This is a genomic window from Vreelandella mediterranea (genome assembly GCF_970647075.1).
Map to the genome: position 1 here is coordinate 475,900 of NZ_OZ310198.1, position 15,233 is coordinate 491,132.

Consider the following 15,233-nt stretch of genomic DNA (forward strand, 5'->3'; position numbering starts at 1 on the left):
ACTCCTGGGATTCAGTGTTGAAACGAACCCACCTGGGGCGGGCGAGACACGCGGCGCAGTGTGCCGGGTAACGCGCTTGGCGAAAGCTGCGTTTGGCGCAGGCCGTCCTCGGCGAAAAGGTGGGCGCTTTCCGGCGTCCAGAAAAGTCGGCAGGCCTCGCCCGTCAGCGCGGGTTTGCCGTTGACGCGCACGCGCAGGCGCTGCTCGCCCACCGCCACGTAGACGATGGTGTCCGCGCCCAGGTACTCCTCGCTCACTATTCTTGCCGGGATGCCGGGGGCATCCGCCGGGCGCAGTTCGATATCTTCCGGGCGAATGCCCAGCTGGCCACCCGCCGCTTGCAGCGGGGCGACGAGGGTCGTGTCGCCGTCGATCACGGCGCCGGTGTCACCGGCCACCAAAGGCAGTAGATTCATCGCGGGGCTTCCTATGAAACTGGCGGCGAAGGCGCTCGCCGGGTGGTTGTAGAGCGCATCCGGCGTGGCGTCCTGAACGATGCGCCCGTGCTGCATCAGGATGACCCGGTCGCCCATGCTCATCGCCTCGACCTGGTCGTGGGTGACGTAGATCACCGTCATGTTCAGGCGGCTCTGCAGCGCCTTGATCTCCCGGCGCATGTCGCTACGCAGGCGGGCGTCCAGGTTAGAGAGCGGCTCGTCCATCAAACAAATCGGGTGCTCGGAGATGATCGCCCGGGCCAGCGCCACCCGTTGGCGCTGGCCACCAGAGAGCTTTGCCGGTTTGCGGTCGAGATAAGCGGTCAAATCGACGAGCTCTGCGACCTGCTCGAGCCGGGCCTGGCGCTCGGCTTTAGCGACGCGGCGACTCTTGAGGCCGAAGACGATGTTCTCCGCCACGCTCAGGTGGGGAAACAGTGCGTAGGACTGAAACACCATGGACAGGCCGCGATCCCCCGGCGGCAATCGCGTCACGTCGCGCTCGCCGATATGAATCTCGCCCTGGGAGGCGTCCTCTAGCCCGGCGATCATGCGAAGCGTGGTGGATTTTCCGCAGCCGGAAGGGCCGAGCAGAATGACGAACTGGCCCGGGGTGACGTCAAAGGAGACGTTGTCGACGGCGGTGGTCGCGTCCCAACGTTTGGTAACACCTTCCAAGCGGATACGCGATTGGCTCATGACTCGATACTCGTTCGAAACGGTATGACGATGGTCAATCACTCTGCGTCAAAGGTGTTGCGGTTGTGTGACACTCCCGGGGTGGCCGTAGGTCAGCCGTTGGCCGCAAGGCCGTAGCGCTTTAGTTTGCGCACCACGCTCGATTGGCTGATGCCTAGACGTTTGGCGATGGCGTAGGTGCTGGTGTGGGTTTTGCAAAGTCCTTCGAGAAGCTCGCCTTCGAGGCGCGCCAGATAGTCCGGCAGGGTTTCACCGACCTCCAGCGGCGCGCTTTGCGCCGCCAAGGGTGAGGGGGCGTCCTGGGCGGCGGTGGGTTGAGGCGAAAGCCCGACCCGATCGATCTGATCAGAGGCGCTCGAAAGCCAGGCACGCTCCAGCCAATTTTCGAGCTCGCGCACGTTGCCCGGCCAGTCGCTTCCCATCAGCGTCGACCAGACGTAATTGCCCAGAAATTTCTGCCGCCCGTAGTGGGCGTTCAGCCGCGCCAGGCACGCTTCGGCAAGGCCGGGGATATCCTCGCGGCGTTCGCGAAGCGGGGGCAATGTCACGGGAATGACGTTGAGGCGGTAGTAAAGATCCAGCCGGAAAGCGCCTTCCTGCACCCGGCGCGCCAGGTCCTGATTAGTGGCCACCACCAGGCGAAAATCCACCCGGCGCGAGCGGGTGTCGCCCAGCCGGGTGAGCTTACCGTCCTGAATTACTTTCAAAAGCTTGGTCTGCATCAACAGCGGAAGCTCCCCGATCTCATCAAGAAACAGCGTGCCGCCCTCGGCCTGCTCCAAAAGCCCGGCCTTGCCCTGGCGGGCGGCGCCGCTGAACGCCCCAGGCTGGTAGCCAAACATCTCGGACTCGAACAGGTTTTCCGGAATGGCGGCGCAGTTGACCTCGATGAACGCGCCTTCGCCCCGTGCGCTCCAGCGGTGGAGCTGCCTGGCGAAAGCGGTCTTGCCCACGCCGGACTCGCCCAGCATCAGCACGTTGGCGCTAGAGGGCGCAACGCGTTTGAGCAGACGCGCCACCTCGCGCATCGCGGGGCTTCGCACCTGTAGGTGCTCCAGGGCGCTATCCAGCGCGCGGTCGTCGGGGGTCGCGCCGTTGCGGTCGCGCTTGATGTGTTCGTTGAAGCGCTTTTGCAGCAGCGCGTACTCGTCCTGAAGAAGCTGTAGGTCGGTTAAATCCCGGGAGCGGCTGATGATGCGCTCGAGCTTGCCGTTCACCAGCACCGGATGCGCCTCGGCGATCACCCGCCGCCCGGTGCCGGTGGTTTGCATCAGCTGAGCAGCGCGGTGAGTACGCATGACCTCCAGGCTGATCGAGGGCTTGAGGGTGCCGTTTTGTTCGAGGGTTTTGACGTTGCTGCCGAGCAGTTCATCCCGCGACATGCCGTACACCGCCTCGACCCCGGGGCTGATATCCAGTACCTGGCCGCTTGCGCTGACGATGAAGAAGTGGTCGTTGGCGGTTTCCACGATGGTGTTGAGCACGTGCCGATCGATATCTTCCACCCGGCCTCCTTGTTTGAACCGAATATGACTTGGTCAATGCATATATGACTCAATGCTACGCCTTTATAAGTCATTTTTGCATCGATTGAGCTCGAAAAGCCCCGTTCAAGGGATTCCAGCGTTTGGCACGTTAAATGCAGTATCAAGGTAACGCTTAGCCAAAGAGGGCTTTTGAAAGCCCGTCTCGATAACGACAGGAGGTTTTAATGTCCGAGTTCAACCAGCCGCTGGGCGGTAACAGCGTGCCGCGCTTTGGCGCCCCGGCCACCATGATGCGCCTGCCCACCCAGGAAAGTGCCCAGGGGCTCGACGCGGCCTTCATCGGTATTCCCATGGATATCGGGACCTCCAACCGCCCCGGCACGCGCATGGGCCCGCGCCAGATCCGCGATGAATCACGCATGCTGCGCCCCTACAACATGGCGACCCGCGCCGCGCCTTTTGAGTACCTGCAGGTGGCGGATATCGGCGACGTGCCGATCAACACCTTCCACCTGCCCAAGAGCGTCGACATCATCACGGCGTTTTTCGACGACGTGTTGCGCCACGACTGCGTGCCGCTGACCCTCGGTGGCGATCACACCATGACGCTGCCGATTCTGCGCGCCATGGCCAAAAAGCACGGCCCGGTGGGGCTGATTCATATCGACGCCCACGCGGACGTCAACGAGCACATGTTTGGCGAAGAGATCGCCCACGGCACGACCTTTCGCCGCGCTCAGGAAGAGGGGCTTCTGGCGAAAGAGAAGGTGGTGCAGATCGGCCTGCGCGGCACCGGTTACTCCGCCGAAGACTTCGACTGGTGCCGGGATCAGGGCTTTCGCGTCGTGCAGGCCGAAGAGTGCTGGTACCAGTCGCTGGCACCCTTGATGGAGGAAGTACGCGCGCAGATGGGCGATACGCCGGTGTATATCAGCTTCGATATCGACGGGCTCGACCCCTCCGTGGCACCGGGCACCGGCACCGTGGAGATGGGCGGGCTCACCTCCCATCAGGGCCTGGAGATCGTGCGCGGGGCGGCGGGGCTCAATATCGTCGGCGGCGATCTGGTGGAAGTTTCACCACCCTACGACACCAGCGGCAATACCGCGCTGATGGGGGCCACGCTCTTGTACGAGATGCTCTGTGTGCTGCCGGGGGTCAAGCGGGGCGAGTAAGTTCCCGGCGCCGATGACGCTCGATTAAAACAATAGATAACAAAGGGAGGCTAAGCCTCCCACGCCGCCAGCCCACCTCCAATAAGCACTCTCAACAGGTGAACTCTATGTCTGAATCTCAAACGACACGCGACGAGGCTGCGTCAAACGGGCCCATCCCTCGAAGCCATTTGCTCAAGTTTCTGATTCCCTCAGTCATCGGCGTCTTGCTGTTTCTGGTGCCGTTTCAAACCGGGGAGTCGGTCAATATCGGCATGGGCATGATGGCCGATGGCCTGCAGGCGCTGCTTGGTCAGGCGCTTCCCTTGATAGCCATGCTGGTGTTGTGCGTATCGGTGGTGGTGACTCTGTACGTGAAGACGGCCAACCCGGCCTGGGCGCGTGGCGGCCACTTCGGCGATATGTTCAACGTCGGCCCGATCTGGGTGGCGCTGCGTATTCTGGGCGCCGTTTTCGTGGTGATGACCTACTTTCAGGTGGGCCCGGAGTTCGTCACCGCCTCGTTCACCGGCGGGGTGATGCTCGACGATCTGGCGCCGGTGCTGCTGACGTTTTTCTTCTTCGCCGCGATCTTGCTGCCGTTTCTGGTCGAGTTCGGCTTCATGGAGTTTATCGGAAGCCTGGTGCGCAAGCCGTTTCGGATCATCTTCAACCTGCCCGGGCGCAGCGCCATCGACGCCACCGCCTCTTGGATGGGCTCCGGCACCGTGGGCGTGCTGATTACGTCCCAGCAGTACGAGCAGGGCTTTTATAACGGCCGCGAGGCCTCGGTGATCGCCACCAATTTCTCCGTGGCCTCCATTGCGTTCAGCCTGCTGGTGGCCAACTTCGTGGGTATCAACCACCTGTTCGTGCCGTTCTACTTCACCGTGGTGGTGTCCGGGCTAGTCGCCGCGATCATCGTCTCGCGCATTCCGCCGCTTTCGTTGAAAGCCAACGACTACTACGCGCCGGTGGGCTGCCAAATCAGTGAGGAGAATACCGGCAAGGCGGGGCTTTTTCGCTATAGCCTTTTACAGGCCACCCGCCGCGCCGCCGGTGCCCCGGGGCCTGTCGCGCTTGCCAGGCTGGCGCTGATCAACGTGATCGATATCTTCCTCACTCTGTTGCCGCTGGTGTTCGCCATCGGGACCGTGGCGCTGATTCTTGCCGAGTTCACGCCGCTCTTTACCTGGCTCTCCTACCCGATGGTGCCGGTGCTCGAGCTGCTGCGCATTCCCGAAGCCCAGGCCGCGGCCCCGGCCACGCTGGTCGGCTTTGCGGATATGTTCCTGCCTGCGGTACTGGCCACCAATATCGACAGCGAACTCACGCGCTTCGTGATCGCGTGTCTTTCCATGACGCAGTTGGTGTACATGTCCGAGATCGGCGCGTTGCTGCTGAAGTCGAAAATCCCCATCGCGCTGTGGGAACTGGCGGTGGTGTTTTTGCTGCGCACCGCGATCACGCTCCCCATTATCGCCTTCATGGCGCATACGTTTTTCTTTTGAGGCATAGCTCATGAAGGATTTTCAAACGATGACCTGCGCCGAGCTTTTGATTCGCCTTTTACGCGATACCTACGGGGTCGAGTCGCTCTTCGGCATTCCCGGCGTACACACGGTGGAGCTTTACCGGGGCCTTGAAGGCGCAGGCGTGGCGCACGTGACGCCACGCCACGAGCAGGGCGCGGGCTTCATGGCCGACGGTTACGCCAGGGCAAGCGGCAAGCCCGGCGTGTGCTTGATCATTACCGGCCCCGGTATGACCAATATTGCCACCGCCATGGGCCAAGCCCTGGCGGACTCCATCCCCATGCTGGTGATCTCGAGCGTCAGCCGCCGCGATACCCTGGGAATGGGGCAAGGGCGGCTTCACGAGCTGCCAAGCCAACAGCAGTTGGTCAGCGGCGTGGCGCGCTTTAGTCATACGCTGATGGACGCCTCGACGCTGCCCGAGGTACTCGCCCGCGCTTTCGCCGTCTTTAACGGCGCCCGCCCGGGCCCGGTGCATATCGAGATCCCCATCGACTTGTTCGATACGCCGGTGACGGTCCCAAAACATGGCCGGGCGCCAACGCTCTACCGCGCCGCGCCGGACCCGGAAGGGTTGGGTGAGGCGGCGCGCCTGCTAAACGCGGCAAAAAAACCGCTGGTGCTGCTGGGGGGCGGCTGTGCGGCCGCCCCGGATGCGGCCCGCGTCTTGGTCGAGCGGCTCGACGCGCCGACGGTGACCACCATCAACGCCAAGGGGCTTTTAGGGCGCGACCACCCGCTGGACCTGGGCGCCAACGCCGCGCTGCCGCCGGTGCGCACGCTTGCCGCCGAGGCGGACGTGATTCTGGCCGTCGGCACCGAGCTTGGCGAAACCGATTTTGATGTGGTGTTCGACGACGGTTTTCACCTTGACGGCACGCTGATTCGTATCGACCTGGACCCGGAGCAGCTCGTGCGCAACCAGGCAACCGCGCTGGGCCTGGTGGGCGATGCCGGGCGTAGCCTGGCGCTGCTTTTGGAACACTTCCCCGAGGCGCACGAGCGCGGGGGCGTCCCGCGAACCGCCGCCGCATGGGCCGCGCTCGATCTTGCCAATGACCCGGCGTTCAGCGATTTCGTGCCGCTTTATCAAACCCTTGCCGAGCACCTGCCCGAGGCGGTGCTGGTGGGGGATTCCACCGCGCCGGTGTACGCGGGCAATCACCTGGTGAGCCAGCCCGCGCCGCGGCGCTACTTCAACGCCTCGACCGGCTACGGCACCCTGGGGTATGGGCTGCCCGCAGCGCTGGGCGCTCAACTTGCCCGGCCGGATTTGCCGGTAGTCGCGCTGGTGGGCGACGGCGGGGTGATGTTCACACTTTCGGAAATCGCCACTGCTGTGGAGGCGAAGCTGCCGGTCGTCATCGTGCTCTGGCACAACGCCGGTTATGAAGAAATTCGCCGCTACATGGACGCCCACGGCGTGGCGCGCCTCGGCGTGGATCTTCAGGCGCCGGATTTTCTGACATTGGCCGACGGGTTTGGCTGTGCAAGCGTCCGGGTCGAGTCGCCCGAGGCGCTCGCCCACGCCCTGATTAAGCGCAACCCTGCCGGCCCGCTACTCATCGAAATCGACGCTGCCGCCTGGCATCACGCCTGCACCCAGTAAAGGATACTTATGAAGACGCTCGATCAGCAGTTCATCAATAACCAGTGGGTGACTTCTCTTGGCAGTCGTCTACTCGAGGTATTCAACCCCTACCGTGAAGAGGTGATCGGTCAGGTAACGGCAGGGGCAGCCGAGGATGTGGACGCCGCCGTGGTGGCGGCCCGAAACGCCCAGCCCGCCTGGCAGGCGCTGGGCGGCGCCGGGCGGGCACCGTATCTCGAAGGCTTCGCCGAGGCACTGCAAGCGCGGCGCGCGGAACTCATCGAACTCAGCGCCACCAACAACGGCAAGCCCTTTATGGAAGCCGGCATCGACCTGGACGACGCGATCGCTTGTTACCGCTACTACGCCGGGCAAGCCCGCGCGCTGGACGCCCGCCAGGGCGAGCGGGTGGCGGTCGAAATGGACGGCGTCGAGGCGCGCACCTATTTTGATCCGGCTGGCGTGGTCGGGCTGATCACACCCTGGAATTTTCCGTTGGTGACCAGTGCCTGGAAGCTGGCGCCGGCACTGGCGGCCGGCTGCACCGCCGTGCTGAAACCTTCGGAAATCGTACCGCTGCCCGAACAGGCGCTGGCGGAGATCGCCCTGGAAATCGGCCTGCCCGAAGGCGTCTTGAATTTGTTGAACGGTGATGGCGAAGGCATCGGCGCGCCGCTTGCAAGCCACCCGGACGTGGACAAGGTCTCGTTCACCGGCAGCAACCGCGTGGGCGAGGCGGTGATGAAGGCGGCCAGCGCACGCGCCGCCGGGGTCTCGCTGGAGCTGGGCGGCAAATCGCCCATTCTGGTGATGGACGACGCCGACCCCGCTCAGGCCGCCGACTGGGTGATGGCGGGCATCTATTTCAACGCCGGGCAGATCTGCTCGGCCACCTCGCGCCTGTTGGTGCACGAACGTGTGGCCGAGGCGCTTTACGGCGAACTCGCCACGCGCATGGACGCGCTGACCCTGGGCGACCCGCGCGTGGAAGATACTGACCTGGGGCCGCTCACCAGCGCCCAACAGCGGGAGGCCGTCAACGCCTACCTGGACGTGGCCGCCCAGGAAGGCCTGAGGGTAGTGCGCGATAAAACCCATTACACGCTGCCGGAGCAAGGCTACTTCGTCGCGCCTACGCTCTATCGCGACGTGCCGCCCACAAGCCGGCTCTGGAAGGAGGAAATCTTCGGCCCCGTGCTCTGCGCGCGCAGCGTGGCAAGCGAGGCCCAGGCCATCGAACTGGCCAACGACAGCACCTTTGGACTCGCGGCCACGGTGATCAGCGGCGACGTCGAGCGCGCCAAACGCATCGGCCGCGCGCTCAAGGCCGGCAGCATCTGGTACAACACCGAGCAACTGGTGCTGCCCGAAACCGCCTGGGGCGGCTTCAAGCAAAGCGGCATCGGCCGCGAGCTGGGGCCCTGGGGGTTGAGTGCTTATCTGGAGGTGAAGCACGTGGTGGGGCCGGGGGCTTGATCTTTAACGTGGTTATAGAGGAGTACTAGACGCCTGGCCTTGGGTCTATCACTCCAGTAGCGTCAGCTCATAAATATGACGAATGCGCTCGCCATCCCAGTCGTAGCCGAGGTGGCGTCCCTGGTGTGCGGCAGACAGCACCGGTGGGCGCAATACAGCGGCGCACTCACCGCCGGGGGCTCGAACGCTGGGATAAACGATTCCATCAGCGCGTGTTTCCCAGGCACTTCTTCCCATGGTTTGGCTCACGGTCCAGCTGTCCGGTGCAAGAAGTGTTTGGGTATGAGGCTGTTCGCGCAGGTCGATTAGATGTCCCCTCAAATTCGACAGGTAAACGCGTTGCTGGAGCATCATGGGCGGCTCGCGGGATTCTGCTAAAAACCTCTCCGCGTGATAGACCGTTTCAGCGATTGCCGTGGCCTCTGTAAGGGCGCAGTAGTACACCCCAAACGTGCCATCACTAAAACGTGATCCGGTGGCAGGGAAATGGCAAAAGGCGGCCATGACTGGTGTAAAGCCCGGCCCGTAACGACGGTCTTCATCGCGAACCAGATGGATAGCGCCTGCCTGTTCGCGTAGCCGCGCCGAGGTTTCACCTTCCAACTCATTGAGTAAATCCCAATCGCTGGCACTGGCGTTCACGTTTTCGAACAGGTGAATGGGCGGAAAGCGTGAGGGAATAACGCGATAGCTGGGTCGCCATACAACGCTGTTTGAAGGAAACCTCATGCGTGACCACCACCACGTGCAGCATCAAGGTGCTGGCGCACGACGTACAGGTCCGACACTTGGCCGTTGAGCAAACGCTCCATGGGCGTGTGGCCTGAAAAAAGTGGATTGCTGTTGGGTCTGCGAAGCCACCCATCCGCGGCCTCCTGATTGGGCAGCAGAATATGCAGTGCCTTGTAGATCCCAAGTATCAACGACATTCGCTCAAGATGGTTGGCATCGAGGTTTGCGCTTTCTGGCGTTTTTTTCCATCGCCGATAAGTGGAGCCCGGTACGCCTAACAGTAGGGCTGCCTCGCTTTCGCGCATTTTCCAAGCGTGTGAGATGCCGGGATAGGTTCGCATCGCGGCGGCTGCCATCGCTTGGCGTTTAGCCACAGATCGTTGCTGTATTCCCATAATACTCTCCCCTAGCGTTTGTAGAGTTTACGCCAGATGAGCGATATGAGGAAATAGTGCTCATTTGAGCATATAGTTTTAAATCACGGGCCGACTTGTTAGAAAGCTAACAGCGACTCGAAGTTATTGATTGTCAGTGCGGGACTGGATAACGCCGGTCCCACTTGCCCGCCTTGGCCACCTGCCCGGGCACGTCGTGGCCGACGAGTTCAGGCAGGGTGGCGGCGATCTCGAGCAGGGCGTCCAGGTCGACGCCGGTGGCCACGCCCATCGCCTCGAACATGTGCACCAGGTCTTCGGTGCAGACGTTGCCCGTGGCACCCGGGGCAAAGGGGCAGCCACCAGCAGCTTGGTGGCAAAGGGACCGGCGATCAGTTGGCCTAATTCGAGTACTTTCAATCCTTGAAGCGGCAGTTCGCGCGCTTGATCAGCCATGGGATTACCTTTCCAGTGCCGGTGGGTGTCATTGTTGCGCGAAAGCATGGGCTACTCGCCAGAGCCCGACAATTAGCCAATAGGTAACCAAAGGTTCGTCACCGGCGAAGGACGATGGCGTGCTCAGCGAAGAAACTCGCCCTGCGCCACGACCCTCAATGCCTAAAACGTTACTGGCACGCGCAAATGGCCATGCCGATAGCCTGCGACGTATTGCCGAGGAGGGACCCCCAATTACAACGTGACCTAAGGCGCATTAGTGAATAGAGTATGAAGAGAAAAGGCAAAACGCGCAGGCACGCGAATGCTGCCAATATGGCTGTAGGCAAGGCTAAGGCCATAAAAAACAATGCTTTGTTTTTTATGGTGAGCTGCATAACTACCAATATATGTGCTGGCGCGTTTATTGAGGTTATGTAATTGGAGATATAATCACTGTTATAAAACTGGAGATACCTGTGCTTCGTAGCCAAGAAGTTGCAAGACTTACCAATCTGGTCAAAGATTCCTTTCGTATTAGGCCAAACCACAACCCAGACTACGTCGACGTGTCTGGTCATCTGGATAGGTTCCGGTCTAATCAACACCAGATAGTATTTGGCCGCAGGGGGTCTGGGAAATCGTGTCTTTTTGTTCATTTTTTAAACGACGAGAACGCTAGCAATGGGATACTGCCAATCTATATCGAGGGTGATGAGTTTAAGCGGCTTACGTATCCAGATCTCTTGGTCAGGCTATTGCTTCGAATATTTGAGAATATGCCCACGGCTAGTAAGTCTTGGAGAAGATTGTTAAGAAAGCCGAATTCGGTGCAGAAAAATATTGACGATTTACGAAAAGTCCTTGCGCAAGCCGATGAAGCCCAAGTCAGGCAAACTAATGGAAGTAATTATGAACATGGTGGTGGTATTGATAAAGGACCCGCCAAAGTCCATGGCAAACACTCAGATAGTCAAGAGAAACAAAGTGAATACAAAGAGCAGAAGCTTGATCATTTGGAGCGTTATCTCAGTGATTACAAAAAATCACTTTCGGATTCCTTAAATGGATCCAAGTATGACTCAGCGTTTATATTACTTGACGACTTTTATCTGATACCAAGAAGTCGTCAGCCAGATGTCATAGACTACCTTCATCGGTTACTTCGCGGGACAAACTTTTACCTAAAAATAGGAACGGTTCGACACCGGACATCTATAATAAGAAACGGTGAACAAACAGTAGGTGTAGAACTGCATCAGGACGTAGAGGAGATTAATCTTGATAGAACGCTAGAAGATTTAGAGTCCACCAGCGAATACCTCGGCGAGATGCTTGCCGCGCTATCGTACACAGCTGAAGTTGATAACCCAAAGGACACTCTTTTCAATCCCGAAGCCTTTCACTCGTTGGTACTAGCGTCTGGAGGGGTTCCAAGAGATTTTCTAAATATATTTGTTGAGGCAGTTTCGGCTGCTAACGCAGATGGCCAAGATAAATGGCTGACACCAACCTATATTTGGAAGGGCGCAAGTAGACTCTCGTACAGGACGAAGTTAAATAACCTGAAGGAAGAAGCGAGCTCAGATTCTTCTCCATTAGAAAAAGTGTATCAAGATATCATCTCTTTCTGTTTAAAAGAAAAGAAGAAGACGGCATTTTTGGTCTCTCAGGAACAAGCGCAGAAGATGTTTAGTGTTCACGAACTAATCCTCCAGCTTATGGATTTTAAGCTTATCCATGTGGTTGAGCCAGATACATCGGCGGCTTCCGGACGAAAAGGTAGGTTTGAAGCATATACGCTGGATTTTTCGTTATTTATGGAGCCTCGACTGAGGAATATAGAACACGTTGAGTTCTGGAAAGTGGATTCGGAGCGACGAAGGGTCGGGGTAAGGGAGGCTCCGAATTATGATCTAGCTCGGGCTCAAGAGGCTATAGATAATGATTTACAGTCCGGTGGTATTGAAAATACGATACGGGAAGCGAACTCGTGAATGTATAACAAATGCAGGCAAGTAATGCTCCTGACGTCACGTATCTGCTGCAAGCGATATTTTTACAGGAGGTTATAGTGACACCCTTTTTTGCTATCTCAAGTCTTGGTGGCTATAGCTATCGGATTTGACCTGATGTCATTCCAGTTTAAAGAACGGAAAAAGATTTTGGCTTGTCTATTTTTTGCTGGCACGTCGATTTCGGCCCACTTTATTTAGCTGGAGCAGTGGACGGCGGCAAGCTTGATGATTGTCGCCACTGTTCGCCATTTGGCGAGTGTGTTTTCTACGTCCTCAACGCTTAAATATCTATTTTGTACGGTGTCAGTTTTTCTACTGTTGTTACTTACTCTGGAGTGGTGAGTATGCTGGTAGCGTTGCCAGCCCTTTTTATGGGGATGAACTGGTCATCGGCAGCGCTGCTACGCAACGCTGCCCGCCACCGTCCGCCATTGGGTAGATCAACTGACCGCGTCATCATCGGCAGCAGCGAGCTAAGTGGCAGCTCAGGCACCCTACAAACGAAACTAGCCCGGCAGGGTAACTCCCTGCCGGGCTAGATGTCAGACGTGTGTTACCTCAACCGCGGTAGCGCTTAGTGGCGTTTGCCGTCGACCAAGCGCGTCACGTTGAGCGGGTTGTCATCGCGTAGCGCTTCGGGCAGCAGCTCGCCGGGCAGGTCCTGATAGCAGACCGGGCGCAGGAAGCGGAAGATGGCGGCGCTGCCCACCGAGGTGGTACGGCTGTCGGACGTGGCCGGGTAGGGGCCGCCGTGGACCATGGCGTGGCCGACTTCTACGCCGGTGGGCCAGCCATTGACCAGGATGCGTCCGGCGCGCCGCTCAAGGGTCGGCAGCAGGCGCTTGGCCGCCTGCAGGTCAGCGTCTTCCATTTGCAGGGTGATGGTCAGCTGGCCTTCCACCTGTTTGGCGACCTGTAGCATCTCATCGGCGTCGGCACACTCAATGATCAGCGACGTGGCGCCGAAAATTTCTCCCTGCAGCGCCTCATCGGTCAAGAAATCCTGGGCGCTTGCCACATAGAGACCTGGCTGGCTGGTATGAGGGCCGTCGCCGGTTTTCCCGCGGGCGACTTCCTTCACACTGGCTTGTTTGGAGAGTGCCGCCACACCGCTTTGGTAAGCGTCATGGATACCCGGTGTCAGCATGGTGAGGCCGGTGGTTTCCTTGACCGTCTCGCCGGCGGCGTTGATGAAGGTATCAAGCTCAGCGCCTTTAAGGCCGATCACGAGCCCCGGATTGGTACAGAACTGACCGGCGCCCATGTTGAGCGAGCCGACAAAGGCTTCGGCGATTTGCTTGCCGCGTGCTTTGAGCGCCTCCGGGAGCAGGAAGACGGGATTGACGCTGCTCATTTCGGCGTAGACCGGGATCGGCTCGGGGCGCGCCTGGGCGGTCGCCATCAGGGCTTTACCCCCGCTGCGCGAGCCGGTGAAGCCAACGGCTTTGATGTGCGGGTCAGCCACCAGTGCCTGGCCGATCTCTTTACCCGAGCCGAAAAGAAGCGAAAAGACGCCTTCCGGCAGCTTGCATTTCGCTACCGCACGCTGAATGGCGCGGCCCACCAGCTCCGAGGTACCGGGGTGTGCCGAGTGGCCTTTCACGACGACCGGGCAGCCAGCGGCCAGGGCCGAGGCGGTGTCACCCCCCGCCACACTGAAGGCGAGCGGAAAGTTGCTGGCGCCGAAGACGGCTACCGGGCCGAGCGGAATGTGACGCTGGCGCAGGTCACCCCGCGGCATCGGCTGGCGATCCGGAAGGGCCGGATCGTGGCGAATATCGAGCCACTCGCCGGCGCGTACCACGCTTGCGAACAGGCGCAGCTGACCGCAGGTGCGGCCGCGTTCGCCTTCAAGACGCGCTTCGGGCAGGCCCGTTTCCGCGACGCCGCGCTGGGTGAGGTCCGCGCCAATGGCTTCGATCTCGTCAGCAATGGCTTCCAAAAAGCGTGCGCGCTCCTCCAGCGAGGTGTCGCGATAGTGGTCGAAAGCCTGTTCGGCAAGTGCGCAGGCCTTTTCAACGTCGCTGCGCGTGCCGCCTGGGTACGTGGGGTCGAGCTGTTCGCCGGTGGCCGGGTTGATGGCGTTGATGCCGGCGGCCGTGCCGGTAACGGCCTGTTGGCCAATGAGTAGGGTACCTTCCAGATTCATCGTGCCTCCTTTACGCATAAATCGATGTCGTTACTTGATTACTGGTCGTCGCGGGAGTGTACTTTTGATCAAAGCGGCTGAATGTCGCCGGTCTCCCTGGTTGGCGTCGGGCGCAGCGTATTGCGCAGCGGGCGGCCAAAGTCGTTGAGCGCTATCTCGAAACGGTCGCCTTCGCGGGTTTGGATCCCATCGGCAAAGCTGAGCGTTGCCGTGCCGAAGAAATGCACGTGCACATCGCCTGGGCGGCGAAAGCCTGGGTACTTGAAGTGGTGGTGCTCGAGGTTGGCAAGGCTATGCGCCATGTTGGCTTCGCCGGTGAGAAAGGGCTTTTCCCACAGCGTTTCGCCGTCGCGTACGATACGGCTGGTGCCTTCCAGGTGCGCGGGCAGTTCGCCCACCAGCAGCTCCGGCCCCATGCTGCAGGCGCGCAGCTTGGAGTGGGCCAGCCACAGGTAGTTGAAGCGCTCGGTCACGTGATCCGAAAATTCGTTGCCTACGGCGTAGCCCAGCCGGAAAGGGGTGCCATCGCCGCTGACGATATAGAGTCCGGCAAGCTCTGGCTCTTCACCTGCGTCTTCGGCGAAGCCTGGCGAGGGCATGTCCGCTTCGGGCGCCACGATGCAGTCGCCGTCGCCCTTGTAAAACCACTCGGGCTGGGCACCGACGCTGCCGGCCGCGGGTTTGCCTCCCTCGACGCCGAGCTTGAACATGCGCATGGAATCGGTCAGCTCATCGTCGCTCACTTGGGTCTTGGCATGCATGGCCGAGCGGGTGTCGGCGCTGCCCAGATGGGTCAGGCCCGTTCCTGTCACCAGGCAGTGAGCGGGGTCCGGGTGGGTGAGCGGGGGGAGCAAGCGGCGTTCATCGATCAACGTTTGGTAGTCGATCAGCTCGTCGCTTTGGTGGGCCGTTGCCACTGCTTGCAAGGAGCGCCCTTCTGCCATTGCCGCCTGGGCAAGGCCATAGGTACCGCCTTCGATCTCGATAGGCCTGACCTGGTCATGGTTTTCGACGCAGGCGACCCGCAGGTCGTTGGCGTCCAGGTATTGAATAAGTCGCATCGTTATTTGTCCTTGTATGAGCTATTGCGTCTTGCTGCGTGCGGCGGGGCGTTGAGTCATTCTTTTAAATGTCTTACTTTATTTC

General features: G+C 60.1%; 12 protein-coding genes and 1 pseudogene. 6 read left to right on the forward strand and 7 right to left on the reverse strand.

Features of this window, described 5'->3' with window-relative positions; genetic code table 11:
• Positions 1-11: 11 nt before the first annotated feature.
• The gene (locus ACWFVE_RS02305; protein ID WP_447527682.1) at positions 12-1,136 is read right to left on the reverse strand and encodes an ABC transporter ATP-binding protein; all 1,125 of its coding nucleotides are present in this window, start codon (positions 1,134-1,136) and stop codon (positions 12-14) included.
• Between the two features lie 92 nt (positions 1,137-1,228).
• Complete coding sequence (locus ACWFVE_RS02310) at positions 1,229-2,641, reverse strand: sigma-54 interaction domain-containing protein (protein WP_447527683.1); 1,413 nt, start codon at positions 2,639-2,641, stop codon at positions 1,229-1,231.
• Between the two features lie 206 nt (positions 2,642-2,847).
• On the opposite strand from ACWFVE_RS02310, the gene speB reads away from it, so the two are divergent.
• From speB to ACWFVE_RS02330, 4 genes are all read left to right on the forward strand, one after another.
• Positions 2,848-3,798 (forward strand): agmatinase, encoded by a 951-nt coding sequence (gene speB / locus ACWFVE_RS02315; protein ID WP_447527684.1) that lies wholly within the window; start codon positions 2,848-2,850, stop codon positions 3,796-3,798.
• A gap of 107 nt (positions 3,799-3,905) precedes the next feature.
• Entirely contained in the window at positions 3,906-5,288 is a 1,383-nt protein-coding gene (locus ACWFVE_RS02320) for a YjiH family protein (RefSeq protein WP_447527685.1), read from the forward strand.
• A 10-nt stretch (positions 5,289-5,298) separates the two neighbouring features.
• On the forward strand, positions 5,299-6,921 hold the full coding sequence (locus ACWFVE_RS02325; protein WP_447527686.1) for a 5-guanidino-2-oxopentanoate decarboxylase: 1,623 nt from the start codon (positions 5,299-5,301) through the stop codon (positions 6,919-6,921).
• Positions 6,922-6,930: 9 nt separating this feature from the next.
• Positions 6,931-8,379 (forward strand): aldehyde dehydrogenase family protein, encoded by a 1,449-nt coding sequence (locus tag ACWFVE_RS02330; RefSeq protein WP_447527687.1) that lies wholly within the window; start codon positions 6,931-6,933, stop codon positions 8,377-8,379.
• A gap of 48 nt (positions 8,380-8,427) precedes the next feature.
• Here ACWFVE_RS02330 and ACWFVE_RS02335 read toward each other — a convergent pair whose 3' ends face one another.
• The 3 genes and pseudogenes from ACWFVE_RS02335 to ACWFVE_RS02345 form a co-directional block, all read right to left on the reverse strand.
• Positions 8,428-9,108, reverse strand: a complete 681-nt coding sequence (locus tag ACWFVE_RS02335; protein WP_447527688.1) for an RES family NAD+ phosphorylase — start codon at positions 9,106-9,108, stop codon at positions 8,428-8,430.
• Complete coding sequence (locus ACWFVE_RS02340) at positions 9,105-9,506, reverse strand: MbcA/ParS/Xre antitoxin family protein (RefSeq protein WP_447527689.1); 402 nt, start codon at positions 9,504-9,506, stop codon at positions 9,105-9,107. The genes ACWFVE_RS02335 and ACWFVE_RS02340 overlap by 4 nt, the downstream gene beginning before the upstream one ends.
• Positions 9,507-9,639: 133 nt before the next feature.
• Positions 9,640-9,849: pseudogene (locus tag ACWFVE_RS02345) on the reverse strand (hydroxymethylglutaryl-CoA lyase); the annotation flags it as partial.
• A gap of 901 nt (positions 9,850-10,750) precedes the next feature.
• Between ACWFVE_RS02345 and ACWFVE_RS02350 the strand changes: the two are divergent.
• The gene (locus ACWFVE_RS02350; RefSeq protein WP_447527690.1) at positions 10,751-11,917 is read left to right on the forward strand and encodes a hypothetical protein; all 1,167 of its coding nucleotides are present in this window, start codon (positions 10,751-10,753) and stop codon (positions 11,915-11,917) included.
• Positions 11,918-12,022: 105 nt separating this feature from the next.
• Positions 12,023-12,136: a YgjV family protein gene (locus ACWFVE_RS02355; RefSeq protein WP_447530490.1), complete on the forward strand. Its 114-nt coding sequence runs from the start codon at positions 12,023-12,025 to the stop codon at positions 12,134-12,136.
• 376 nt (positions 12,137-12,512) lie between these two features.
• Here the strand turns inward: ACWFVE_RS02355 and ACWFVE_RS02360 are convergent, their stop codons facing one another.
• On the reverse strand, positions 12,513-14,087 hold the full coding sequence (locus ACWFVE_RS02360; protein ID WP_447527691.1) for an aldehyde dehydrogenase (NADP(+)): 1,575 nt from the start codon (positions 14,085-14,087) through the stop codon (positions 12,513-12,515).
• 68 nt (positions 14,088-14,155) lie between these two features.
• On the reverse strand, positions 14,156-15,148 hold the full coding sequence (araD1, locus tag ACWFVE_RS02365) for an AraD1 family protein (RefSeq protein ID WP_447527692.1): 993 nt from the start codon (positions 15,146-15,148) through the stop codon (positions 14,156-14,158).
• Between the last annotated feature and the right edge of the window lie 85 nt (positions 15,149-15,233).

Coding starts and splice junctions, on each gene's coding strand:
- ACWFVE_RS02305 (WP_447527682.1), bottom strand. CDS start 1,136: ATGAGCCAATCGCGTATCCGCTTGGAAGGTGTTACCAAACGTTGGGAC.
- speB (WP_447527684.1), top strand. CDS start 2,848: ATGTCCGAGTTCAACCAGCCGCTGGGCGGTAACAGCGTGCCGCGCTTT.
- ACWFVE_RS02320 (WP_447527685.1), top strand. CDS start 3,906: ATGTCTGAATCTCAAACGACACGCGACGAGGCTGCGTCAAACGGGCCC.
- ACWFVE_RS02325 (WP_447527686.1), top strand. CDS start 5,299: ATGAAGGATTTTCAAACGATGACCTGCGCCGAGCTTTTGATTCGCCTT.
- ACWFVE_RS02330 (WP_447527687.1), top strand. CDS start 6,931: ATGAAGACGCTCGATCAGCAGTTCATCAATAACCAGTGGGTGACTTCT.
- ACWFVE_RS02335 (WP_447527688.1), bottom strand. CDS start 9,108: ATGAGGTTTCCTTCAAACAGCGTTGTATGGCGACCCAGCTATCGCGTT.
- ACWFVE_RS02340 (WP_447527689.1), bottom strand. CDS start 9,506: ATGGGAATACAGCAACGATCTGTGGCTAAACGCCAAGCGATGGCAGCC.
- ACWFVE_RS02360 (WP_447527691.1), bottom strand. CDS start 14,087: ATGAATCTGGAAGGTACCCTACTCATTGGCCAACAGGCCGTTACCGGC.
- araD1 (WP_447527692.1), bottom strand. CDS start 15,148: ATGCGACTTATTCAATACCTGGACGCCAACGACCTGCGGGTCGCCTGC.